This window comes from Aminobacter sp. AP02 (assembly GCF_003148805.1).
Taxonomy (GTDB): Bacteria; Pseudomonadota; Alphaproteobacteria; order Rhizobiales; family Rhizobiaceae; genus Aminobacter.
Genome location: NZ_QGGX01000001.1, coordinates 244,424 through 268,498, shown reverse-complemented (window position 1 = coordinate 268,498; position 24,075 = coordinate 244,424). Strand labels below are relative to the sequence as shown.

Genomic DNA, 24,075 nt, shown 5'->3' with positions numbered 1-24,075 from the left:
GTGGTTTTAAAAGGGACCCTTACCAGGCACCCAGCTCGTTCCCGCTAGCGGCACACCAGCCATGGCGGCAGCTTCGATCGAAAGAGCGCAGAGATCCTCAGGCTCGAGATTGTGCAGGTGATTTTTGCCGCAGGCACGGGCGATCGTCTGTGCCTCCAGCGTCATGACCTTCAGATAATTCGCCAAACGGCGGCCCGCCGCGATCGGATCGACGCGCTTCATCAGCTCGACGTCCTGCGTGGTGATGCCGGCGGGGTCCTTGCCCTCGTGCCAATCGTCGTAAGCGCCGGCGGTGGTGCCGAGCTTCTGGTATTCGTCCTCCCAACGCGGGTCGTTGTCGCCAAGTGCGATAAGCGCCGCGGTACCAACCGATACTGCATCGGCGCCGAGTGCGAGCGCTTTAGCCACATCAGCACCATTGCGTATGCCACCGGAAACGATCAGCTGAACCTTGCGGTGCATGCCGAGGTCCTGCAGTGCCTTCACTGCCGGGCGGATGCAGGCAAGCGTCGGCTGGCCGACATGCTCGATGAACACTTCCTGGGTCGCGGCGGTACCGCCCTGCATGCCGTCGAGAACGACGACGTCGGCGCCGGCCTTCACTGCAAGGGCAGTGTCATAGTAGGGGCGTGCGCCGCCGACCTTGACGTAGATCGGCTTTTCCCAGTCGGTGATCTCGCGGATTTCGAGGATCTTGATCTCGAGATCGTCCGGACCGGTCCAGTCGGGGTGACGGCAGGCAGAGCGCTGGTCGATACCCTTGGGCAGCGTACGCATTTCGGCGACGCGGTCGGAAATCTTCTGGCCGAGAAGCATGCCGCCGCCGCCCGGCTTTGCGCCCTGGCCGACAACGATTTCGATGGCGTCGGCACGGCGCAGGTCACGTGGGTTCATGCCGTAGCGCGACGGCAGGTATTGGTAGACCAGCTGCTTGGAGTGGCCGCGCTCTTCCTCGGTCATGCCGCCGTCGCCGGTGGTGGTCGAGGTGCCCGCAAGCGTTGCGCCGCGGCCGAGTGCTTCCTTGGCCGGGCCCGACAGCGAGCCGAAGCTCATGCCGGCAACCGTGATCGGGATCTTCAGCTCGATCGGCTTCTTGGCATAGCGCGAGCCGAGCACGACAGTGGTGTCGCACTTTTCGCGGTAACCTTCGAGCGGATAGCGCGAGATCGAGGCGCCGAGGAACAGAAGGTCGTCGAAATGCGGGACCTTGCGCTTGGCGCCGGAGCCACGAATGTCATAGATGCCGGTCGCAGCGGCGCGACGGATCTCTGACATCGCATATTCATCGAACGTGGCCGACTTGCGTGGCGTCGTCGGAGGATTGTGATAGCTCATTTTGTTCCTCAGTAAGCGTCGGCGTTGTCGATGTTGAAGTTGTAGAGCGTGCGCGCCGAACCGTAGCGCGAGAACTCTTCCGGCTTGACGTCGCTGATGCCGGCGCGGTCGAGCAGGTCCTTCAGGATGGCGATGTGTTCGGGGCGCATTTCCTTCTTGATGCAGTCAGCGCCGAGGCTCTTGACCGAACCGCGCACGAACAGGCGGGCCTCATAGATCGAGTCACCGAGCGCGTCGCCGGCATCGCCGAGAACAACAAGGTTGCCGGACTGGGCCATGAAGGCCGACATGTGGCCGATATTGCCACGCACGACGATGTTGATGCCCTTCATCGAGATGCCGCAGCGCGACGAGGCGTTGCCTTCGATGACCAGCAGGCCGCCGCGGCCGGTGGCGCCGGCGTACTGGCTGGCGTCGCCCTTCACGATGATGGTGCCGGACATCATGTTTTCACCGACGCCGGGGCCAGCCGAACCATGCACGGTGATCGTGCTGTTCTGGTTCATGCCGCCGCAATAGTAGCCAACGGAGCCCTGCACATCGATCGAGATCGCGTGCTCGGCGCCAACGGCAACGGCGTGGCTGCCCTTGGGGTTGAGAACCTCCCAGTTCGATTCAGCCGCGGCATCCTTGACCTCATGAAGGGCCTGGTTGAACTCGCGCAAAGTGATCTTGGAAAGATCGAAGGTCTTCGGCGCGTAGTTGGCCTGGTGCAGAGGCGCGGTCGCAAGATTTGTTGAATGCATAATCTCAGTGCTCCCAGAAATAGACAGTGGACGGCTCGGGCTCCCAGACCTTGGCGTCTTCGATGCCGGGCAGATTGGCGAGCGCGCGATATTCGGAACCGAAGGCGACATACTGGTCGGTCTCGGCCATGACGGCGGGCTTGCAGGAGATCGGATCGCGGACGACGCCGAAACCGTTCTTGGTGCCGACGACGAAGGTGAAGAAGCCGTCGAGGTCGTTCAGGCTGCTTTCCAGCGCCTCACCGAGGTTCTGGCCATGAGCGATCTTCGACGACAGGTAGGCAGCGGCCACTTCGGTGTCGTTTTCGGTCTCGAAGCGCATGCCGTCGCGGATCAGTTCGCGGCGCAGGTTGTTGTGGTTCGACAGCGAACCGTTGTGCACCAGGCACTGGTCCGGACCGGTCGAAAAGGGGTGTGCGCCAAGCGTGGTGACAGCGGATTCGGTAGCCATGCGGGTATGGCCGATGCCATGGCTGCCGCCCATCGAAGCGACGTCGAAGCGCTTCACCACTTCGATCGGGAGACCGACTTCCTTGTAGATTTCGATCGCTTCGCCAGCGCCCATGATACGGACGTTGGGGCGCAGTTCGGCAAGTGCCGCGCGGGCTTCCGCGACCTTTTCGGTCGGCACGTCCAGCACCGCATGGGTGGACTTCACCGTCGATGAAACCTTGGCGCCGATCTTCTTGCCGAGCTCGGCATCGAGACCCTTGAAATCCGTGTCCGGATTTGCCGACTGGATGGTGACCTTGGCATGACCCTTGTTGCCGCCGCCGTAGATGGCGATGCCCGCGCTATCGGGGCCGCGGTCGGTCATGGTTACGAGCATTTCGGACAGCAGCGCGCCCAATTGGGGCTCCAGCGACTTGTCCTTGAGAAAGAGTCCTACAATTCCGCACATCCCAGTTTCCTCACCTGATTGGCTGCCTGTGACAAAAGCTAGCAGGTTCCGGACCTCAATTCAACTCACATGAATTTTTTATTCCTGTAGAAAAACAAGCAGCGCGAATGAAAGGCCCATCAGGAAGCGCAGGTCGGCCCGGATGCGCTAATCCCCGCGCGAACCGGGACTCTCGACGGGCGCAAGCTGATCAGTCACAGGAATTCAGGGATTGAGGTTGGGCCGACGCGCGATGCGCCGGGTCAAAAAAGCTGGCGTGCCAGACCGCTGCCGCGCAACTTTCGAGTTCCGCAGTCGAAGCCGACTTTTGGCCCAAATCGAATAAAGTGTGGATGCAGGCGTCTAAGCGTACAACGACAACATTCGCGCGGGTTGCCGACGACCGGAATCTAACCAGATGAACGGATCGCTCAGTCGCTACCGCGGCCGCGCGGATAGGAGATGATCGACAGATACTTGATCGGCAGCCGTGTGAGTTCTTCCGGGCCGTGCGGGGCGTCGGCGTCGAAGAAGAGGCTGTCGCCGGGGGTCATGCGGTAGAGATTGTTGCTGTGGCGGTAAACCACTTCGCCCTCGAGCATGTAGAGGAACTCCATGCCGTCATGCTGGAAGGTGGGGAAGACGTCGGAGTCTTCCGAAAGCGTGATCAAATACGGTTCGACCGTGACGCCCGATGTGTCCGAGCCAATATGACCGAGCAGCGTGTACTGATGGCCGGCGCGGGTGCCCCGGCGCTCGACGTCGACGCCCTCGCCCGACTTGACGAAAACGGCATTACGCTCCTCTTCAAAACGGCGGAAAAAGGCTGTGACTGGCACGCCGAGGGCGCGCGACAGCGCCTGCAGCGTCGTCAGCGATGGCGAGGTGATGCCGTTTTCGATCTTCGACAGCATGCCAAGCGAGATGTCGGTGGCCGAAGCAAGATCGGCGACCGTGATGCCAAGTTTCTTGCGGAAGGCGCGAACCTCGTGGCCGATCGCCACCTCCAGCACCTTTTCGCGCGTATCGCGAACGGCGTGCGGGTCCTGGGACAGAGGCGAGACGCGTGAAAGGGCTGATTTGGCCGCACCGGCTGCGACTGCAGCGTGCATTGCCTTACCGTTCTTTTTCGACGGCGCCTGCTTTTCCGCTGCCTTCGCTTTCGCCATGTCGTTGCCGCCTGCCTCTGCTCGTTGAATCTATTTCACCGAGAGTAAACATTTTCGGCAAAAGAAACAACAGCCGTGAACAACGGCACGCAACCAACGATGCTGGCGCGACAGTAGTTAGCCGGGAATTCAACTTGGCTCGACTGCGCGCCCAACAGGTCGCGCTACTGCATCAGCAGTATTTGCAGGTCGGCGACATTGGTGCCGGTGGCACCGGTCATGAGCAGATCGCCCGACGATGCCAGCGCATGGTAGGAGTCGTTGTTTTGCAGCAGCGCCACCGGATTGCAGCCCAGCTTTCGCATCCAGGTTGTCGATCCGGCGTCGACGATGGCGCCCGCCGCGTCGGTCGGGCCGTCGCGTCCGTCGGTGCCACCGCTCAGGAAAACCCAGGGACGCTTGATCGACGTCCACTCATTGAGCAGGGCAAAACGAAGCGCCAGTTCCTGGTTGCGCCCACCCTTGCCATTGCCGGCCACACGAACCGTAGGCTCCCCACCGGCAACGATCGCAACCGGCCCGCGCTGGTTGGCGGCAAACACCGCCATGCGGTGCAGCGTCTTGGCGACGTCCGAAACATCGCCGCTCAGCCAGTCATCCGCCTTGACGACGACGGGATAGTTGCTGCCGGCGCTGCTCATCACCCTTTGCAGGCTGATGCCATTGGAGCCGATGATGATGTTTTCGACGTGGTCGAAATTGGCGCTGGCTTGGTTTTGCTCGACCACAAGGTCGAGATGCGCCTTCAAAGCCGGCGACAAGCTCTTGACCAGGCCATAGCGGTCGAGAATGGCGATTGCCTCGGCCTGAGTAGCAGAGGGTCGCGCGGTCGGTCCGCTGGCAACAGTGCCGATATCGTCGCCGGGAACGTCCGACAGGATCAGCGACAGCATCTTGGCTTGCGGGGCGAGCTGAGCAAGGCGCCCGCCCTTGAGACGCGAAAACAGTTGTCTCACGGCATTGATCTCGCTGATGTCAGCGCCGCAGCGGATCAGCATGTCGTTGAGCGCGATCTTGTCGGCGAGGTCGATGCCACCCGCCGGCGCGCAGGTAAGCGCAGAACCACCGCCGCTGACGAGCACCAGCACCAGATCGCCCGGCTCGGCCGAGCGCGCGGCGTGCTCGATCGCTTTGGCGCCCCGGATGCTGCCTTCGTCGGGCAAGGGGTGACCGCCTGATATGACTTCGACGCCGTCGATCTCGGCCAGGTTCTCGAAATTGGTCACCGCACAGGCCGAATGCAGCTTGCCAGCGACGAACGGCAGCGCAGCACGAACCATCGGGCACGCCGCCTTGCCGAAGGCGATCAGGATTACGCGCCTTGCAGCTGCGATTTCATCCAGTTTCGTTTCAAGCGTGGAGGTAACCGCCTGCTCGGGATCGGAAGCCGCGATACCTTCGCGAAACAGGGCTGTTGCCTGCGCGCGAAGCTTGACCAAAGCCGAGACCGAGCAGTCGAGATACATCACACCACCTTGTCGGGTAAGGCGCTGCCTTCGAAGAAAGCGGTCAGGTTGTCGACCGCCTTCATGCCCATGGCCACGCGGGTTTCCTCGGTGGCGCTGCCCAGATGCGGCAACAGCACCACATTTTCCATGCGCATCAGGGCGCCGGGCACGTCAGGTTCGCCGTCATAGACGTCGAGGCCGGCACCGGCGATCGTTCCGCCGTCGAGCGCTGCGACGAGTGCCTTTTGGTCGACCACGTCGCCACGCGCCGTGTTGATGAGGAACGCACCACGCTTCATCGCGGCCAAACGCTCCGCATTGATCAAGTGCCGGTTCTCGGCACCGCCGGGGCAATGCAGTGAGACAAAATCGGCGACGGCCAGCACTTCCTCGATCGTGGCCATCTGGCGTGCGCCCATGGCGCGGGTTTCCTCGTCGTCGACCTTCGAACGGTTGTAGAAGACAACATCCATGTCGAAACCGAAATGCGCGCGCTTGGCCATCGCCTTGCCGATGCGGCCCATGCCGATGATGCCGATCGTCTTGCCGGTCACCTTGGTGCCGATCATGTGGGTCGGACACCAGCCGGTCCATTGGCCGGCGCGCAGCTGGCGCTCGCCCTCGCCCGCCCGCCGGGCGACGGAAAGCAGAAGGCTCATGCCGATATCGGCGGTGCAGTCGGTCAAAACGCCCGGCGTGTTGGTGACGACGATGCCACGGGTGCGTGCGGCATCCGTGTCGATATGGCTGAAACCGACGCCGAAATTGGCCAGTATCTTGGTGCGGATATCAGAAACCGGAAACACCGACGCCGGCAGCTTGTCGCTGACGGTCGGCAAGATCGCGTCAAAATTCAGGAACGCCGCCTTGAGTTCGGTCGGGCCCAGCGGCGCATCACCCTGATTGAAGGTCGTGTCGAACCTTTCAGCCAGGATGTGTTCGACTGCCGCCGGCCAGCGGCGCGTGACGATAACGCGAGGTTTCATTTCAATTCCCTGCTTCTTGACTGGAATGGGGAGCCGGTCGGCGCCGGCTCCCCGAAGGCCAGGTCAGGCGGCCTTCTTCTGCTGCTCTAGCACGCCGGCAACTGTCGGACCGAATGCTGCCGGGGTCGGCACGATAGTCACGCCGGCATCACGCAGGATCTCGACCTTTTCCTGGGCCGACTCGCCGAATGCCGAGATGATGGCGCCGGCATGGCCCATGCGCTTGCCTTTCGGCGCCGAAAGGCCGGCGATGTAGGCGATCAGCGGCTTGCGCATGTTGTGCCTGGCCCATTCGGCCGCTTCGGCTTCCTGCGGTCCGCCGATCTCGCCGATCATGACGACGGCGTCCGTATCGGGATCGTCCTCGAATAGCTTGAGGATGTCCTTGAAGGACGAGCCGTTGATCGGGTCGCCGCCGATGCCGACGGAGGTCGACACGCCGATGCCGAGCGCCTTCATCTGCGATGCGGCTTCATAACCCAGCGTACCCGAGCGGCCGACGATGCCGACGCGGCCCGGCAGGTAGATGTTGCCGGGCATGATGCCCATCAACGCCTGGCCCGGCGTGATGACGCCGGCGCAGTTCGGACCGACGAGGCGCATGCGGTCTTCGTAGCGGAAGCGGCGCATGTAGCGCTTGACCCGCATCATATCCTGGGAGGGAATGCCATCGGTGATGCAGACGCAGAGCTTGAGGCCAGCCTCAGCCGCTTCCATGATCGAGTCAGCCGCGAAGGGCGGCGGCACGAAGACGATGGAGGCTTCGGCCCCGGTTTCACGAACCGCGCCGCGCACGGTGTTGAATACCGGAATGCCCTGGTGGACCTGCCCACCCTTGCCGGGGGTGACGCCGCCAACCACGTTGGTGCCGTAACGCTTCATGTCATCGGCATGGAACGAGCCGATCTTGCCGGTCAGACCCTGGACGATGACGCGCGTCCGGCGATTCAAGAGAACTGCCATTTCGACCTCCCTTAGTTCTTTTTTGATTTCGAGTAGGCGCGCATCGCTTCGACCGATTTCTCGGCCGCCTCGGCGAGCGTATCGGCGACGATCACCTTTTCGCCCGACTCGGCGAGAATGCGCCGGCCTTCTTCGACATTGGTTCCGGCAAGCCGCACGACCAGCGGCACGTTCACGCCAACTTCGCGAATTGCCTTGATGACGCCCTCGGCGACCCAGTCGCAGCGGTTGATGCCGGCGAAGATGTTGACCAGGATCGTCTCGATGTTCTTGTCGGCAAGCACGGCGCGGAACGCCTTGGCGACGCGTTCGGGCGAAGCGCCGCCGCCGATGTCGAGGAAGTTCGCGGGCTCGCCACCTGCGATCTTGATCATGTCCATCGTCGCCATCGCGAGACCTGCACCATTGATGATGCAGCCGATATTGCCCTCGAGGCCGACATAGGACAGGCCACGGTCACTGGCGAAGGTTTCGCGTGGGTCTTCCTGGGACTTGTCGCGCAGCTCGGAAATCTCGGCGCGGCGGAACAACGCGTTTTCGTCGAACGACATCTTGGCGTCGAGCGCGATCAGGTTGCCGTCCTTGGTGATGACCAGCGGGTTGATCTCGAGCATCGAGGCGTCGAAATCACGGAACACGCGGTAGCAGCCGAGCAGCGTGTCGACGGCTTTGCCGATGAGGCTATTGTCAAGTCCGAGGCCGAAGGCGATCTCGCGGGCCTGGAACTGCTGCATGCCGGCACCCGGGTCGACAATGGCGCGGATGATCGAATCCGGCTGCTTTTCGGCGATCTCCTCGATCTCCATGCCGCCGGAAGCCGACGCCACGATCATGACGCGCTCCGACTTACGGTCGAGCACGATGCCGAGATAGAGCTCCTGGCGGATGTCGACGGTTTCCTCGACGTACAGCCGCGATACCAACTTGCCCTTTGGGCCGGTCTGGTGCGTCACCAGCTTGCGGCCGAGCATGGATTCCGCGGCGTCGGAGACCTCGTTGTCGGTGGTGCAGATGCGAATGCCACCGGCCTTGCCGCGGGCACCGGAATGGATCTGCGCCTTGACGACCCATTTGCCGCCGCCAATCTCGCTGGCGCGGTAGGTCGCCTGTTCGGGGCTGTAAGCAAGGCCACCGCGCGGGATCTGAACCGAGTAGCGCGCGAGCAGCTCTTTGGCCTGATATTCATGAATATCCATGTCGAACTCCTCCTCAGTTTGGCAGGCCGGTGCGCGAGCGCGCCGACTGCTCGATTGCGTCGTGCATGACCAGCACGTTGCGCGCCATGCGTTCAGAAGCTGCGTCGATCATCTTGCCGTCGAGAGCTGCAGCACCCTTGCCCTGCTCCTCGGCTTCCTTGAGCACTTCGATGATGCGCCGGGCGCGGGTGACTTCCTTTTCCGGTGGCGAGAATACGGCATTCGCCAGCTCGATCTGCGAGGGATGGATCGCCCACTTGCCTTCGATGCCGAGCGCTGCGGCGCGCTTGGCTGCGGCGATGTAGGCTTCCGGATCGGAGAAATCGCCGAACGGACCATCGATCGGGCGCAGGCCGTAGGCGCGGCAGGCGACCGTCATGCGCGACAGGGCAGCGTGCCACTGGTCGCCAGGATAGTCGGGATTGAGGCCACCGATGCTGACGGTGCGCGCTTTGCAGCTCGCTGCATAATCGGCGACGCCGAAATGCATCGCCTCGAGCCGGCCGCCATAGGCGGCGATGGCCTCGACATTGGCCATGCCGAGCGCGGTCTCGATCAGGGCTTCAAGGCCGACGCGTGTCTTGAAGCCCTTGGCCGTCTCGATCTGGGTGACCATGGCGTCGACCATGTAGAGATCGGCGGGAACGCCGACCTTCGGCACCAGTATGGTGTCGAGCCTGTCGCCGGCCTGTTCCATCACATCGACCACGTCGCGGTACATGTAGTGGGTGTCGAGTCCGTTGATGCGGACCGAAATGGTCTTGCCCTTGGCGCGCCAGTCGATCTCGTTGAGAGCCTGGATGATGTTCTTGCGGGCGCGTTCCTTGTCCGGCGGCGCGACCGCATCTTCGATATCGAGGAAGATGTAGTCGGCGTCGCCATCGGCGGCCTTGCGGATCATCTCCGGATTTGAGCCGGGGACCGCGAGTTCGCTGCGCTGCAGGCGCAGCTTGCGGAGGTGGTGAAGTGTATGGCTCATGCGTTCCTCCTCAGGCTGCTTTGGCGACGGCCGGCTGGGCCGACAGGCGGTAATGCTCGAGTGCAGCGCCCACACCGGAACCCGGCTGGACCTTGACGCCGCAATCGCGCAGCGACATTTCCGCGGCCGAGATTGCACCGCACATCATGACCTCGTTGACCCAGCCGAGATGGCCGATGCGGAACACCTTGCCGGCAACCTTGTTGAGGCCGACGCCGAGCGAAGTCTGGTAGCCGTGGAAGGCGCGGCGGACGACCTCGGCGCTGTCGATGCCCTCGGGAACCACGATCGCACTGACCGTGTCCGAGTTCCACTTGGGCTCCTTGGCGCAGACGCGCAGGCCCCAGGCGTCGACGGCCTTGCGCACGCCTGTCGCCAAACGGTGGTGGCGTTCGAAGATGTTATCGAGACCCTCTTCCTGGATCAGGTCGAGTGCGGCGCGCAGGCCGCGCAGCAGCTGGACGGCAGGGGTGTAAGGGAAGTAGCCCGTGTCGTTTGCGCGGATCTGGTCTTCAAAGGAGAAATAGCAGCGGTTGAACTTCGCGGTCTTGGCCGCCTCGAGCGCTTTCTGGCTGACCGACAGGAAGCCGAGGCCAGGCGGCAGCATGAAGCCCTTTTGCGAACCTGAGACTGCGCAGTCGACGCCCCACTCTTCCTGGCGGAAATCAATCGAACCGACCGAGGACACGCCGTCAACGAACAGCAGTGCCGGGTGCTTGGCGGCCGTGAGTGCGGCGCGCACCGCGCCGACATCGCTGGTGACGCCGGTTGCGGTTTCATTGTGGGTGACGAAGACCGCCTTGATGCGGTGTTCCTTGTCCTTGGCAAGACGCTCGGCATAAATCTCGACCGGAACACCCGTGCCCCATTCGGCATCGACGACGTCGACGTCGAGGCCAAAGCGCTCGGCCATGTCGACCCACAGATGCGAGAACTGGCCGAAGCGCGACATCAATACGCGGTCGCCGGGGTTCAAGGTGTTGGTTATCGCCGACTCCCAGGCACCGGTGCCCGAGGACGGAAAGATGAAGGCGCGGCCGGTCTCGTTGCGGAAAACCTTCATCAGGTCGGTGAAGAGGCCGCGCGTGAAGGCAGGATAATCCGGGGCGCGCATGTCCTCCATCGGCATGTTCATCGCCTGCCGGACAATCTCCGGAACGTTGGTCGGTCCTGGAACGAAGAGCTGATTGAAGCCGGCCATGAAAAGTCCTCCCGAAACTGTTGCGGCGTGGTGCCCTGTCTGTGGCTTTCGGAAGGATGATCGGTTTTGCACTGCCGGCTCACAACACCTGTCCAGATAGAAACGCGGACCTTTGGGCGTTGGACCGGGCCTACTCGTTCAGATGCCGCAGCGTCCTATCGGATAGGGTGGAACCTACCCGCCGTCGCGACGGCAGGCAGCGGCATTGGCTCACGGAATGTTGTGAACCTGAGGACTCGTTCCGTAGCCGGTTCAGGCGATAATGGCGGGATCGGCGAACGAACGGCTCATGGCCATGAGGGCTTTCGGCTCCTTCGCATTGGCAGCTTTGCTCTTTCTTCTGCCTGCCGCGGCATTGGCGCAGGATCCTCCCCGTTCGGGACAACCGGTGTTCGACCGCGCGGTGGAACTGGTCTTTGATCATTTCCACGATGCATCGGCGCTAGGGCGCTTCGCGACAGCGGTCAGGCATGAAATCGAGGACGCGGGTGCACCTCTCAATGCCGAAAGCTCCAACGAACGCGTCAGCAAGGCGATCGACACGGTTCTTGCCAGCCTTCAGGCCTCCCACACTGGGCGTTTCCAGCAGGGTACGATCGCCTATTTCGAACTCGCCGACATTTTCCGGTTCGCCATCCGCAACGATTTGCGGCGGCTGTTTCCGCCTGAAGGCGAGGTTTCTTATCCCGGCATCGGTATGATCGCACAGCCCAGCAACGGCTCGTTGTTCGTCAACGACGTCTATGATGGGTCGCCTGCAAGCCGGGCGGGTATCCTTGTCGGCGACGAGATCCTTGCGGTGGACGGGGCGCCCTATCGCGAGATCGCATCGTTTCGCGACAAGGTTGGCCAGACTGTCGAGATCAGGCTGCGCCGGAACGCCGGTTCTGAACCCATCGCCGTCAAGGTCGCGGTCGAGCAGCTGCGTCCGCTCAGAACGTTTGAAAAGGCGATCGAGGCAAGCGTCAGCGTGACCGAGCGCGACGGAAAGCGGATCGGCTATGTCAGGCTGTGGACCCTTTCGGCACCTGACGGCATCGACATAGTTGCCCGCGAACTGGCAGATGGCCGGCTCAAGGACGTCGACGGCGTGGTCGTCGACCTGCGCGGGCGTTGGGGCGGCGGCCCCTCCGATGCGGCCGAGCTTTTCGTCGGTGACACCCCGACATTCCGGCTCATCCAGCGCAACGGCGAGGCGACGCTTGCCAATGTGCGCTGGCAGCGGCCTGTCGTCGGCATCATCGATGGAGGCGCGCGAAGCGGGCTCGAGCTGTTCGCCTATGCGCTGAAGACCAACGGCATTCCGCTCGTAGGCTCCCGGACCGCCGGCGCTTTGCTGGCCGGACGTGCCTACCTGCTGCCCGACGACAGCCTGCTGGAAGTGGCGGTCTCCGATGCCGTCATCGGCGACAATGTGCGGTTGGAAGGGGTTGGCGTCGAGCCGGATGTCCCCGTGGCCTTCAGCCTGCCCTACGCCGCGGGCCGGGACCCGCAGCGCGACGCGGCCGTGGAAGAAATGCTGCGCATCCTTGCAGGTGGCTGAACCTACACTCCCGTTGTCGGACGGTGCTTGGTGCCGTCGATGAAGCGCTCGTAGCGAAATGGCAGCGGATCGACCAGCGGCGTGTTGCCAGTCACCAGATCGGCTGTCAGCCTGCCCGCGGCCGGGCCGATGCCAAAGCCATGGCCTGAAAAACCCGTAGCGATGACCAGCCCTGGCAGCGACTTGACGGGCGAAATCACCGGCACCGCATCCGGCGTGGCGTCGATGAAGCCTGCCCAACGCTGCAGCGTCGGCACGCCTTTCAACACGCGGAAAACCTTTTCCATGTTGGCGCGGGCCGCTTCCAGCGGGCCGACGGCCGGTGCGGGATCGAGCGTGCGATGCCGCTCGTAGACGCTGCCCTCACCCTCCAGTCTGGGTGAAAGTCCGAAAGGTCCGCCGATAAAATCACCGAAGCGTAGGCCGACCGAACGCCACTCGCGCGACAATATCGGCAGGAAATCGGTGAAATAGCGGAAGCTGTCGGGGTTCAGGTGGTGATAGCTGATGGTCCCGTTGGCGATGGTGTAGCCCCCGTCCAGTCGCTTGCGATAGGCAAAACCCTCTGTCCAGGCTGCGCCGTCAGGGCCGCCCTCGACCGCGCCCGTGCGCATCACGGACGAGCGTACGGCAAGCTGCGGCAGGCGGATGCCGACGGAGCTGCAAAGCTTGCTCGACCAAGCGCCGCCCGCCACGACGACGGTGCCGGCTCGGATCAGGCCATTTTCGGTGACGACACCCGAGACACGCCCGCCCTCGGTCTCGATTTCGCGCACAGCACAGCGCAACAGGATGCGCGCGCCAGCGCGTTGGGCGGCACGGGCTATCGCGGGAGCCGCCTTCTGCGGCTCGGCGCGGCCGTCGCTTGGCGTGTGCAGTGCTGCCCGGAACGTCTTTTGCGCGCCGGGCATCAATTCGGCCAGAGCCTTGCCCTCGATCATCTTGCTGTCGAGTGAGTAGTCGCCGGCACTTTTCACCCATTCGGAATGGTGTTCGACGTCGCTTTCATCCTGGCAGAGATAAAGGATACCCGTGCGCCGGAAACCGACGTCCTCACCGACCAGATCCACGATGCCGCCCCACATCTTGAGCGCCTCGACGATCAGCGGCAGTTCGCGCGCGTCGCGGCCCATGCGCCGGCACCAGCCCCAGTTGCGGCTCGACTGTTCGCCCGCGACGTGGCCCTTCTCGCAGACGACGACCGAGATGCCCTTCCTGGCCAGGAACAGCGCGGCGCTGACACCGATGATGCCGCCGCCGACGATGATGACGTCAGCGCTCTTCGGCTGGATGTCGCCAGCAGGAACCGGATCGACTGCAGGCCCCATTCATTTCTCCCCTATGTGCCAACGGGAAGCGCCCCAACCCGTCTTGAAAATAACATACAGTACTGTATGCATGGCGGTTGAAATTCTTGCAATGCCGCCGGAGGCTACCCGGCCAACGAACCGGGGGAAAGTGCCATGTCGCCACGCAAGATCATCATCGACACCGATCCCGGCCAGGACGACGCCTTTGCCATCTTGTTTGCGCTCGGTTCGCCCGAACTGGAAGTCGTGGCATTGACCACCGTCGGCGGCAACGTGCCTCTGGCGCTAACCTCGCGCAACGCGCTGCAGATCGCCGAGCTCGCCGGCCGCTCGGACGTGCCGGTCTACGCCGGCTGCTCGCGCCCCATGGTCAAGGCGCTCAAGACCGCCGAATATGTCCATGGCCCGACCGGCATCGACGGCTGCGTTCTGCCCGAGCCGACCAAGCCCTTGCAGGACAAGCACGCCGTCAATCTCTTGGTCGATACGCTGATGGCCGCGCCCGAGGGCGAGATCACCGTTTGCACGCTCGGACCGATGACCAATCTGGGCATGGCTATGGTGATGGAGCCGCGCATCATCCCGCGCATCCGCGAAGTGGTGCTGATGGGCGGCGGTTTCTTCGAGGGCGGCAATGCCACGCCAGCCGCCGAATTCAACATTTGGGTCGACCCGCATGCGGCCGCTGTCGTGTTTGATTCCGGCGTGCCTGTTACCATGGCCGGCATCGACTGTACCTACACCGCCCAGATGACGCCGGAATGGCTGCAAGAACTTCGCGCGCTCGGCACCCGATCGGCCATAGAAGCCGCAAACATGGCCGATTTCTACCGCCAGTACGGTTCGCACAAATTCCCCACCGAAGCGCGTCCCATTCATGACGCCTGCGTCACCGGCTATCTTCTTGCGCCGCACCTCTACGAGCAGAAGCAGTGTAACGTCACCATCGAACTCATGTCGCCGGAGACCATCGGCATGACCGTGGTCGACTGGTGGAATGTCACCGGCCGCCGCAAGAACTGCAACGTGCTGCGCCGCATCGACGCCGACGGCTTCTTTGCTCTGATGCTGGAGCGCTTCGGCAATCTTCCCTGAAGAACGACCAGATGAAGCGCGACACAACATCTCCCGAACGAAAGGCCAAGCCCGAGACGCGCAAGACGCTGTCGCGCGAGGCGTGGATTGCGGCTGCCATCGCCACGCTGGAAAAGAAGGGTATAGCCAACGTCAAGATCGATCACCTGTCGAGACAGTTGAAGGTCACGCGCGGCAGTTTCTATTTCCACTTCAAGAACCTGAAGGACTTGCTCGACAGCCTTCTTGAGGAATGGCGTCAGCGCAACTGCAGACCCTTCGAAGCGCTCATCGATCAGGAGATCATCGACGGCCCCACCTTCTTCGACGATGTGACGGGCGTGTGGATCAGGGAGGCCCCGTTCAGCCCAAGGCTCGATCTCGCCATTAGAGACTGGGCACGCAGTTCCACTGCAATCGCCCGCAAGGTGCAGGCGCAGGACGATTTTCGCATGGCGTTGCTTGTCCGGGCCTTTGCGGCGATGGGCTACGACGATGACGAGAGCCTGATCCGTGCTCGCATCACCTATTTCCAGCAGATCGGCTACTACGCCACCCACTTCAAGGAGCCGCCGGCGGACCGCAAGCGCTTCCGTTCACTCTATACCAAGATACTCATCGGCTCCGACTAGACGCCAACCCTCATCATTGATTTCGAGGAAATGAAATGTCCCTGCCTGTGCCTTATCTGTCCGCCCGGACGCTGACCGTCGTCAAGAAGATCGACACCACGGGTGCAGCACGCGTCGTCAATCTCGGGCTTAACGAAAGCTGGCTCGGATCGGCCCCAGGCGTGGTTGAAGCGATCTGCCAGACAGCGCCCAACGTCTACCGTTACGCCGATCCGAACTGCGGGACGATGCGTGCGGCGATTGGCAGGCAGTTCAACCTCGACCCCGCCCGCATCGTCTGCGGCAATGGCTCGGAAGAGCTTCTGGACGCAGTCGGCCGCGTCTATGCACGTGCCGGCGACGAGATCCTGTTTCCAGCCTATTCGTTCCTGCAGTTCGCTATTGTTGCCTATCGCCTCGGCGCCAAGGCTGTAGAGGCCCCGCTCGGCCCCGATTTCTCGGTCGATGTCGACGCGCTTTTGGCCGCTATCACGCCGGCCACACGCGTCGTTTTCCTCGCCAATCCCAACAACCCCACTGGCTCGGTGGTGCCGATGGACGAGGTGGCGCGGTTGGCACGTGAGCTGCCGCCACATATTGTTTTGGTACTCGACGCCGCCTATGCCGAATATGTCGATCCGGCCGAGGCTGTGGCGACCTTCGAAATCGCCGATCGCCACCCCAACGTCATCGTCACCCGCACTTTCTCCAAGGCTTACGGCCTGGCCTCGGCGCGTGCCGGCTGGGCGTACGCCTATCCAGAAGTGATCTCGGCACTGAACAATGTTCGAGGCATCGGCAACGTCAACGGCCTGGCGCAGGTGGCGGCGACGGTCGCTGTCGGCGAACAGGACTTTGTCCAGCACGTACGCGCCCGCACCGCCGAGGAGCGCGAATATCTCGAAGGCGAGTTGCGCAAGCTCGGGTTCGAGATTTCGCCTAGTGCGGCCAATTTCGCCTTCGTTCGCCTACTAGGTGCTTATGCAGGCTGGGCTCAGGCGACCGTTGCGCGGCTTGCAAAGCGAGGTTTCATCATCCGCTCGAACGAAGATTACGGCTTGCCGGAATGGCTGCGCATATCGATCGCCGACCGTTCCGATCTCGATGAATTGCTCGCCGTGATGCGAGTCGAGGTTCGGGCTGCCAACGGGTAAGACCGCCCCTTGAACAAAAAGCCGGCGAGGCCGTGTGGCCCCGCCGGCTTTTCATGCCTAGAACATTGTATCCGGAGCCGTCCTGAGACGGCTCCGTAAGGCTCAGGCCTTGGTTGCGGCCACCGCGGTCGACGGCTCGCGGCCTGCATGACGATGCTGCCACCAGTCGCCAAGCAACAGCAGGATCGGTGCCGCGATGAAGATCGACGAGGTCGTTGCGATGAAGACGCCAAAGACCATCGGAACGGCGAAGTTCTCGACCGCACTGCCGCCCCAGATCGCCATCGGCAACATCGACAGCAGGATAGCGACGGAGGTGTAGATACAGCGCGCGAACACCTGGTTGATGCTCATGTCGATGATCTCTCGCAGGGGCATCTTCTTGTACAGGCGCAGGTTCTCGCGCATGCGGTCGTAGACAACCACCTTGTCGTTCACCGAATAACCGATGATAGTCAGAAGTGCCGCGATCGCAGTCAGGTTGAAGTCGAGCCCGAACAGCGCGAAGAAGCCGACCATCTTGGTGGTATCCAGCACCAGCGTGGCGATAGCGCCGATGGCGAAGTTCCATTCGAAGCGCCACCATATGTAGACCAGCATCGCAAGCGCGGCCAGAACCACGGCCATGATGCCGGACTGCGCCAGCTCGCCACTGACCTTCGGCCCCACCACTTCGGTGCGCTCGAACTTCACGCTTGGATCGAGCTTCTGAACAGCGGCCTTGATGGTATCGACGGCCGCGGTCTGCGCAGTTTCGCCACCCTCCTGACGCTGCACGCGGATCAGCACGTTGCCGTCGCTGCCGATCTGTTGCAGCGCCACTTCGCCGATGTTCAAGCTGCCCAGAGTGCTACGCAGCTGTGCGAGATCGGCCGGTGTCGACGTCGCGATCTCGACCTGGATGCCACCCTTGAAGTCGATGCCGTAATTGAGACCCGGCTTGAAGAACAGGCCTATCGAGGCCAGCGACAGGAAGATCGACATGCCGATGCCGAGATAGCGCGCCTTCATGAAGGAGATCGAGGTCTTTTCCGGGAAGAACCGGATTAGCGGTTCGATGGTGATCGTCTTCAGGCGCTTGCGGCGCACGACCGCGGCCATCAGTATGCGCGTCACCGAAACGGCCGTGAACATCGAAAGACAGGTACCGAGGAACATGGTGATGGCAAAGCCACGCACCGGACCGGAGCCGAACATGAACAAAAGGCCGGTTGCGATAAGCGATGTGACATTGGCGTCGACGATGGTCGAATATGCACGCTTGAAGCCGTTGTCCAAGGCGGCGAAGGCACTGAGCCCCTTCTTCGACTCTTCCCTGATGCGCTCGTTGATCAGGATGTTCGCGTCGACGCCGAAGCCGATGCCCAGGATGATGCCGGCGATGCCGGGCAGGGTCAGTGTACCGCCGATAAGCGTCAGCACGCCGAAGGTCAGGATCAGGTGCAGCAAGAGCGCGAAATTCGCGATCATTCCCCAGGTGCCGTAGAGCGCCACCATGAACAGCACGACGGCCACGAAGCCGACGATGCCGGTGTAGATGCCCATCTTGATGACGTCGCCACCGAGGTCGGGACCGACGGTGCGTTCTTCGATGACGGTCAGCGGTGCTGGCAAGGCGCCGGCGCGCAGGAGCGCCGAGAGCGTCACCGTCTCTTCAACGCTGAAGCTGCCGCTGATCTGGCCGGAACCGCCTGTGATCGGTTCGCGGATGGAGGGCGCCGACAACACCTTGCCGTCGAGCACGATGGCGAATGGCTTGCCGACATTGGCCGCGGTGATCTCGGCGAACTGGCGCGCGCCGACGCTGTCAAAGCGGAACGAAACCAGCGGTTCCTGAGTTCGCTGGTCGAAGCCAGCGCGCGCATCGGTGAGGCGTGCGCCATCAAGCGCGACGCGATCCTCGACAGGATACTGCCTGCCAGACTTGGCGTCGGGCAGCATGGTTACCCCGCGCGGTAGCGGTTCGCCGTTGGCGACATTGGCCACCATGTGGAACGTCATCTTGGCCGTGCTGCCCAGCAGTTCACGCAAGCGTGTCGGGTCCTGCAGGCCCGGAAGCTGGACGAGCATGCGGTCGGAACCGACACGCTGGATCGTGGGTTCGGCGACACCGACCTGATCGACGCGCTGGCGCACGATCTCGAGGCTCTGCTGGAGTGCCGCGTCGAGCTTGTCGCGCTGGCCGGCTTCGGTCAGCGTGACCTTGATCTGCTTGTCCGCTGTCGTAACTTCGATGTCGGGCTTGCCCGCGCCTAGGCCCAGCCCAGTGACCGGAACGGCAAGAGCCTGAAGTGTGGAAAGGGCAGTGGCGCGCTGCGCGTCGTCGGCAATGCTGACGACGATCGCGTCGCCGGCAAGCCGAGCCGACTGTGCGTTGATGCGCTCCTTGCGAAGTGCGCCGCGCACATCGTCGAGCAGCGAGCGCAGACGGTCGGTCTTGAGCGCTGCCGCGTCCACCTCAAGCACCAGATGGGAGCCGCCCTGGAGGTCGAGGCCGAGCGTGACCTGCTGTTTGGGGAACCAGCTAGGCAAGGCCGCAAGTTGTTTAGCCGTAAGAACATTGGGAAGCGCGGCAATGATGCCGGCCAAAATGATGATGGTGTACGTCACCACCACCCATCGGGAGGTTCGCATATGTCTGATCCTGCAAAAACCATCGCCGCAGCGTCATGGCGCGCGGACAACGGCTGTTATTTCGGCGGCGCGACACGAAGGACGGCGCCAGTCACAAAGGTTCAGGAAAATGCAGGAGGTGCACGGGCGCCGTAGCCCGGTCCTGAGGGACGAGGATTTGATCGGGAGGCCAGATCAGGGCGCGGTTTGGCGAAAACCGCTTCCGGGATTTCGCTGCCTTGCGTCGGCAAAGCCAAATTGCCGTCATCGTAAGCTGCGGTCGCCTTGACGCTGCGCCAATCGACCACGACGAACGAGCGCTCGGGAACCGCCGGTGCGGTATGCCGCTCGCGGGCGTCCATTCCGCCGGAACTCGACTCGGGCAGTTCGGAAGCGACTGCCACGCCATCGACCAAGGGGCCGCAGGCAAGAGCAATAGCTACGGACAGGCACAGAAGCAGCGCCGACAAAATGCCGGTCGCAGGCGTTCTATGTGCCTTGGGCTGCTGCATCAGATACTGGCGCAAAATGTCCGAACGGTCGGGGCTGAATTGCCTTAGAAACCGACCACTAACGCATTTTGATGGATACGCCAACCAAGTCTCGCCGCCATGTTGCGCATTGCGAGCGTTTCGCCGTTTCGGATGCACGTATGAAAGGCTATTCTAGCGGCCGCCATATCTTTCAGATTCGCGTGCCGTTTATTTTGTGGTCGCGGAAGAGCGCGGCGGCTTCGGTGCGGTTGTGTGCCCCGAGCTTGCTGATGATGTTGTGAAGATGAACCTTGACCGTGTGTTCAGACAGCCCGAATGAAGTGGCTATTGTTTTGTTTTGCAGTCCGCGCGAGACCATTTCTAGGATCTGCAGTTCGCGTGCGGTTAGCTCTCCCACGTATGTCCTGGTCGCAACGCGCGAATCTGTTGCATCCAACCGATCCGGCACCGTCGCCTCGCGGTTGAGCCTTTTCGCATAGGAGCGAATCAGGTCGGCTGGAAAATACTCTCCGCCCCGCAGCATCAGCCGGATCACCGACAGCCACAGGTCCAGCCTCAGATTCATCGGCAGCACGCCGCGAACAAAGCGAGAGTCGAATATTTCCTCGACCGAACAAACAGGGTCGCGGTCGTTAACCTCAATCACGGCGGCCAGCGCGTGCGGATGTAGAATGGAGAGCTCGGTCGAGGCTGCCTCGGCAGCCTTCAACTGTGCCGCCTCGACAATGATCAGCGACACCGAATGCGAGAAACTCGCGCAGGCATCGTCAACCCGCTCGACCTGTTCGACCTCAACCCAGGAAAACTCGCGTTCCAGCGCAAATACGAGGCTTTCGGACACCACTCCCGACGGTCCGATGAACAGGATCACCCGGCGTGGCTCGGATACTCGCCCCGCGCGGTCGGCCCATTTGATTCCGGCATCGCCGTCTGCGTTCATATCCGCCAACTGAATACCTTCCACCAGCCTCGGCAGCGCCGACATGGTTTTCGTCAGCTAACATAGCCCGAACATCTGACAGTCACGATGGCGCAAAAAGGCTAACCCGTAGGCTTTCGGTGCGCCGAGTTGAGAGGCGGACTACATCCGTGGGTCATCCGAATGGACTATGGCCAGGGTCTTCGAGACCATGAGGTGTGGTTGCTTACGGAAACCTGAGTGCTCCGGTCGAATAGGGGGTAGCCTGCTTCACCCCCTCCGCTTTATGGATGAGCCGAACACCACCCCCCTGCCCCTTAACAAGAATTGGATAAATCCGCACAGTGAGGCCTATCGAGCGGAAGCCTGGTTTCGAAGCAGCAGGGGTACCGAGCGGCAGATGCCCAAGCAAACAAGATACAGGTCACGGCTGCGGAATTCGACGACCGCCCTTCTTGCCGTCGCCGCGTTGGCGTTCGGCCTGTCGGGAGCTGCGCAAGCGGAGAGCGTACCGCTCGCGCCGCAGACCAAGCTGCGTGTGACCGTGGTTCAGTGGATGCCGACTAAGGGCGCATATGAGCAATGGACGCCACTCGGCGGCGAGTTCACGGTGTCCGAAGCCGGAACGATTGTGCTGCCTGTGGTTGGTACGATAGCGGTCGATAGTCTCGACAATGCCGCGCTAGCCGCAAAAATCGCCGATCGGCTCCAACAGAAGATCGGCCTCGTCAGCAAGCCTGACACCACGGTCGAAGTCCTCGAATACCCGCCAATCTACGTTGTCGGCGATGTGACTACGCCCGGCGAACACCAATTCCGTACCGGTCTGACGGTACTGCAGGCGCTGGCACTGAGCGGAGGCGAGTTACGGACTGTCGACCCGGGGGGGTCGGCAGGACTGGTCAGGCTGATCGGCGACCTCAAGGAAATCGAAAACGACATGTTGCGCTCGACCGCGCGGCTCGCCCGCCTGCAGGCAGAGATGTCTGGCGCCAAGGAAATACGCTTTCCGCAAACGCCAATTGAAACTGCGAGCGACCAGACTTCAGCCGACATCTTTGCACAGGAGCGGATTCTATTCACCGCTCGGGGCAATGAACTATATCGGCAAACGAAGTCGCTGGGCGAACTGAGAGACCTACTGACAGCTGAAATCGGCGTGCTGCAAGAGAAGATCAAGACAGCCGACGACAGCATCAAGTCGGCCGAAAGCGAACTGGCTTCAGTTTCTCAACTCGTCGAAAAAGGCATTGTCGTGGCGTCCCGCAAGACAGACCTGGAACGTCTGCTTGCCTCTTACCGCACTGATCGCCTCGATCAGGTTACTGCCGTGATGCGGGCGCGCCAGGGCATCACGGAAGCGACGCGCAACATCGACGGACTGCGTGACAAGCAACAGACCGACATCGCAGCGGAATTGCAGACAGAGCAGGCCAAACTTGAGGAACTCACGCTCAAACGAAACATTTCGCAGCGCCTGCTGCTCGATACGCTCGCTGCCCCCGGCGCGAAGGTGCCAGGACAGCAAAGCACTACGAGCTTTGCAATCACTCGACTGGATAATGGCGCGCCGAAACAAATTGAGGCTCAAGAGACGACCGTTTTGCAGCCGGGCGACGTGGTCAAGGTAACATACAAACAAGCTCCGGGGAGCGACCGGGCACTTTCGCAAGTGATCTCCGGCAGTGGCGCCGTTGCTGCAGGCGCGAGCCAATGATCTGCTTGATGGGCAGGCTGCGCACGACAGGGCGCCGTTGCTCGGAGAGCGGACAATGAAGATTGCTGTCACCGGTAGGCTGGGTCAGGTCGCCGCGAGCCTTGTCGAACGGGCCGCCAGGCGGCGCGATCTCGGGGTCGTTACGCTTGGCCCTCCACCTTTCGCCGGTCTGGACAGCATTTCCGCCGGGGGTAAGGACCGGATTCGTGCACAACGGATGACGGGTTGATGGCCACGACGAACGAAGTGTCCTCCGGCAAATCATACGTCCAGATCCTGAGGTCGACCGCGGTGATTGGCGGCTCGTCCGTGGTCAACATCGGCTTTGCGATCGTTCGCAACAAGGGAATGGCCGTACTACTCGGCCCCGAAGGAGTCGGCCTGATGGGGCTTTACAGCTCTATCGTCGATCTTGCCCAGACGCTTGGCGGACTGGGGGTACAGGCAAGCGGCGTGCGCCAGATCGCCGAAGCCGCCGGTAGTGGCGATGAACAGCGCGTTGCCCGAACCGCCAAGGTTCTGCGACGCATATCGCTAGTTCTTGGTTTGATCGGAGCGGTGCTGCTTGCCTTGCTCTCTCTACCCGTAGCGGTGCTGACCTTCGATGACCGTGGCCATGCGGCTGGCGTCGCAATTCTTGGGCTCGCCGTGTTCTTTCGTACAGTCGCGGCCGGACAAGGCGCGCTGATCCAGGGCCTGCGGGAAATCTCTTCACTGGCGCGGATCACCATGCTGGGTGCCTTTTTCAGCACCGTCATAGCGCTGCCGACCGTTTACTTCTTTGGCGCACAAGGAATCGTCCCTGCGCTAGTCGCCATGGCGACGGTGTCAATGCTGACCTCGTGGTGGCACAGCCGCAAAATCAAGATCGCGCCGACAACATTGTCCCTGCAGCAGGTCGGCCAGGAAGCTTCGGCGCTGCTGAAGCTTGGAGTGGCGTTCATGGCGAGTGCCGTCCTGACCTTCGGCGCGGCCTATGTCATTCGCATCATCGTCTTGCGCCATGACGGCGTGGTCGCGGCCGGGCTCTACCAAGCGGCCTGGGCGCTGGGAGGGTTGTATGCCGGCTTCATCCTGCAGGCCATGGGCACGGATTTCTATCCACGCCTGACCGGGGTCTCCCGCGACAACGCCGCCTGCAACCGGCTTGTTAACGAACAGACTCAGATTAGCATGCTGCTGGCCGGCCCCGGACTTCTCGCCACGCTAACGCTTGCGCCCGTTGCGATGACGCTATTCTATACACCCGAGTTCCAGCCTGCGGTAAATCTCTTGCGCTGGATTTGCCTAGGCATGATGTTACGCATCATCAGTTGGCCGATGGGTTTCATCGTGCTGGCAAAGGGCGCCCAACGGGTCTTCTTCTGGATGGAGGTGGCCGCGACAGTTGTCCATGTTGGCCTCGCGTGGCTTCTCGTGCCGATGTTCGGCCCGATCGGCGCCGGCGGCGCTTTCTTCGGCCTTTACCTCTGGCACGGCATGCTCACCTTTTTGGTGGCACGCCGGTTGAGTGGCCTGCGCTGGTCCGGGATGAACCAGGCTCTTGCCGTTGGCTTCCTTTCGGCAGCAGCGGTGGTCTTCGCCGCTTGCCTGGCGTTGCCGTTCTGGATCGCTACGGCCATCGGCGCGCTCGTCACAGTGGCAAGCGGCCTTTGTTCGCTCCGGATATTGCTGAAATTGCTTCCGCTCGATGCTTTGCCGCAAGCAATCAGGCCGTGGTTGCCCAAGCCGGCCTGA

Annotated in this window: 20 protein-coding genes; 6 read left to right on the top strand and 14 right to left on the bottom strand. The window is 62.3% G+C overall.

Annotation, left to right across the window (positions count from 1 at the left end):
* Positions 1-6 precede the first annotated feature (6 nt).
* The 10 genes from C8K44_RS01170 to C8K44_RS01125 form a co-directional block, all read right to left on the bottom strand.
* Positions 7-1,335 (bottom strand): FMN-binding glutamate synthase family protein, encoded by a 1,329-nt coding sequence (locus C8K44_RS01170; RefSeq protein ID WP_109573911.1) that lies wholly within the window; start codon positions 1,333-1,335, stop codon positions 7-9.
* An 8-nt stretch (positions 1,336-1,343) separates the two neighbouring features.
* On the bottom strand, positions 1,344-2,081 hold the full coding sequence (locus C8K44_RS01165) for a GXGXG domain-containing protein (protein ID WP_109573910.1): 738 nt from the start codon (positions 2,079-2,081) through the stop codon (positions 1,344-1,346).
* A 4-nt stretch (positions 2,082-2,085) separates the two neighbouring features.
* Positions 2,086-2,982 (bottom strand): glutamine amidotransferase family protein, encoded by an 897-nt coding sequence (locus tag C8K44_RS01160; protein WP_109573909.1) that lies wholly within the window; start codon positions 2,980-2,982, stop codon positions 2,086-2,088.
* Between the two features lie 410 nt (positions 2,983-3,392).
* The gene (locus C8K44_RS01155; RefSeq protein WP_109573908.1) at positions 3,393-4,130 is read right to left on the bottom strand and encodes an XRE family transcriptional regulator; all 738 of its coding nucleotides are present in this window, start codon (positions 4,128-4,130) and stop codon (positions 3,393-3,395) included.
* A 164-nt stretch (positions 4,131-4,294) separates the two neighbouring features.
* Complete coding sequence (locus tag C8K44_RS01150; RefSeq protein ID WP_109573907.1) at positions 4,295-5,596, bottom strand: DUF4147 domain-containing protein; 1,302 nt, start codon at positions 5,594-5,596, stop codon at positions 4,295-4,297.
* Positions 5,596-6,564, bottom strand: coding sequence for a D-glycerate dehydrogenase (locus C8K44_RS01145; RefSeq protein ID WP_109573906.1), 969 nt, complete (start codon positions 6,562-6,564; stop codon positions 5,596-5,598). The genes C8K44_RS01150 and C8K44_RS01145 overlap by 1 nt, the downstream gene beginning before the upstream one ends.
* 63 nt (positions 6,565-6,627) lie before the next feature.
* Positions 6,628-7,527, bottom strand: a complete 900-nt coding sequence (sucD, locus tag C8K44_RS01140; protein WP_109573905.1) for a succinate--CoA ligase subunit alpha — start codon at positions 7,525-7,527, stop codon at positions 6,628-6,630.
* Positions 7,528-7,538: 11 nt separating this feature from the next.
* Positions 7,539-8,723, bottom strand: coding sequence for a malate--CoA ligase subunit beta (locus C8K44_RS01135; protein WP_109573904.1), 1,185 nt, complete (start codon positions 8,721-8,723; stop codon positions 7,539-7,541).
* Positions 8,724-8,736: 13 nt separating this feature from the next.
* Complete coding sequence (locus tag C8K44_RS01130; protein ID WP_109573903.1) at positions 8,737-9,702, bottom strand: CoA ester lyase; 966 nt, start codon at positions 9,700-9,702, stop codon at positions 8,737-8,739.
* A gap of 10 nt (positions 9,703-9,712) precedes the next feature.
* On the bottom strand, positions 9,713-10,903 hold the full coding sequence (locus tag C8K44_RS01125) for an aminotransferase class V-fold PLP-dependent enzyme (RefSeq protein ID WP_109573902.1): 1,191 nt from the start codon (positions 10,901-10,903) through the stop codon (positions 9,713-9,715).
* A gap of 295 nt (positions 10,904-11,198) precedes the next feature.
* On the opposite strand from C8K44_RS01125, the gene C8K44_RS01120 reads away from it, so the two are divergent.
* Positions 11,199-12,446: a S41 family peptidase gene (locus C8K44_RS01120; protein WP_109574059.1), complete on the top strand. Its 1,248-nt coding sequence runs from the start codon at positions 11,199-11,201 to the stop codon at positions 12,444-12,446.
* Positions 12,447-12,448: 2 nt separating this feature from the next.
* Here C8K44_RS01120 and C8K44_RS01115 read toward each other — a convergent pair whose 3' ends face one another.
* A complete protein-coding gene (locus C8K44_RS01115; protein ID WP_199226981.1) occupies positions 12,449-13,774 on the bottom strand; it encodes an FAD-binding oxidoreductase in 1,326 nt (441 codons plus the stop codon).
* A 135-nt stretch (positions 13,775-13,909) separates the two neighbouring features.
* Between C8K44_RS01115 and C8K44_RS01110 the strand changes: the two genes are divergently transcribed.
* From C8K44_RS01110 to C8K44_RS01100, 3 genes are read left to right on the top strand one after another with little or no spacing between them, the layout of a single operon-like run.
* On the top strand, positions 13,910-14,851 hold the full coding sequence (locus tag C8K44_RS01110; protein WP_109573901.1) for a nucleoside hydrolase: 942 nt from the start codon (positions 13,910-13,912) through the stop codon (positions 14,849-14,851).
* Between the two features lie 11 nt (positions 14,852-14,862).
* Positions 14,863-15,462: a TetR/AcrR family transcriptional regulator gene (locus tag C8K44_RS01105; protein ID WP_109573900.1), complete on the top strand. Its 600-nt coding sequence runs from the start codon at positions 14,863-14,865 to the stop codon at positions 15,460-15,462.
* Positions 15,463-15,497: 35 nt separating this feature from the next.
* Positions 15,498-16,595 carry a histidinol-phosphate transaminase gene (locus C8K44_RS01100; RefSeq protein WP_109573899.1) on the top strand — a complete coding sequence of 366 codons (1,098 nt, stop codon included), beginning with the start codon at positions 15,498-15,500 and terminating at the stop codon, positions 16,593-16,595.
* A gap of 102 nt (positions 16,596-16,697) precedes the next feature.
* On the opposite strand, the gene secD is transcribed toward C8K44_RS01100, so the two are convergent.
* From secD to C8K44_RS01085, 3 genes are all read right to left on the bottom strand, one after another.
* A complete protein-coding gene (gene secD, locus C8K44_RS01095; protein ID WP_109573898.1) occupies positions 16,698-19,229 on the bottom strand; it encodes a protein translocase subunit SecD in 2,532 nt (843 codons plus the stop codon).
* Positions 19,230-19,330: 101 nt separating this feature from the next.
* The gene (locus tag C8K44_RS01090; protein ID WP_109573897.1) at positions 19,331-19,720 is read right to left on the bottom strand and encodes a hypothetical protein; all 390 of its coding nucleotides are present in this window, start codon (positions 19,718-19,720) and stop codon (positions 19,331-19,333) included.
* A 172-nt stretch (positions 19,721-19,892) separates the two neighbouring features.
* On the bottom strand, positions 19,893-20,687 hold the full coding sequence (locus tag C8K44_RS01085) for a response regulator transcription factor (RefSeq protein ID WP_245417309.1): 795 nt from the start codon (positions 20,685-20,687) through the stop codon (positions 19,893-19,895).
* A 334-nt stretch (positions 20,688-21,021) separates the two neighbouring features.
* Between C8K44_RS01085 and C8K44_RS01080 the strand changes: the two genes are divergently transcribed.
* Positions 21,022-22,338 (top strand): polysaccharide biosynthesis/export family protein, encoded by a 1,317-nt coding sequence (locus C8K44_RS01080; protein WP_158282689.1) that lies wholly within the window; start codon positions 21,022-21,024, stop codon positions 22,336-22,338.
* A 228-nt stretch (positions 22,339-22,566) separates the two neighbouring features.
* Positions 22,567-24,075, top strand: a complete 1,509-nt coding sequence (locus C8K44_RS01070; protein ID WP_109573894.1) for an O-antigen translocase — start codon at positions 22,567-22,569, stop codon at positions 24,073-24,075.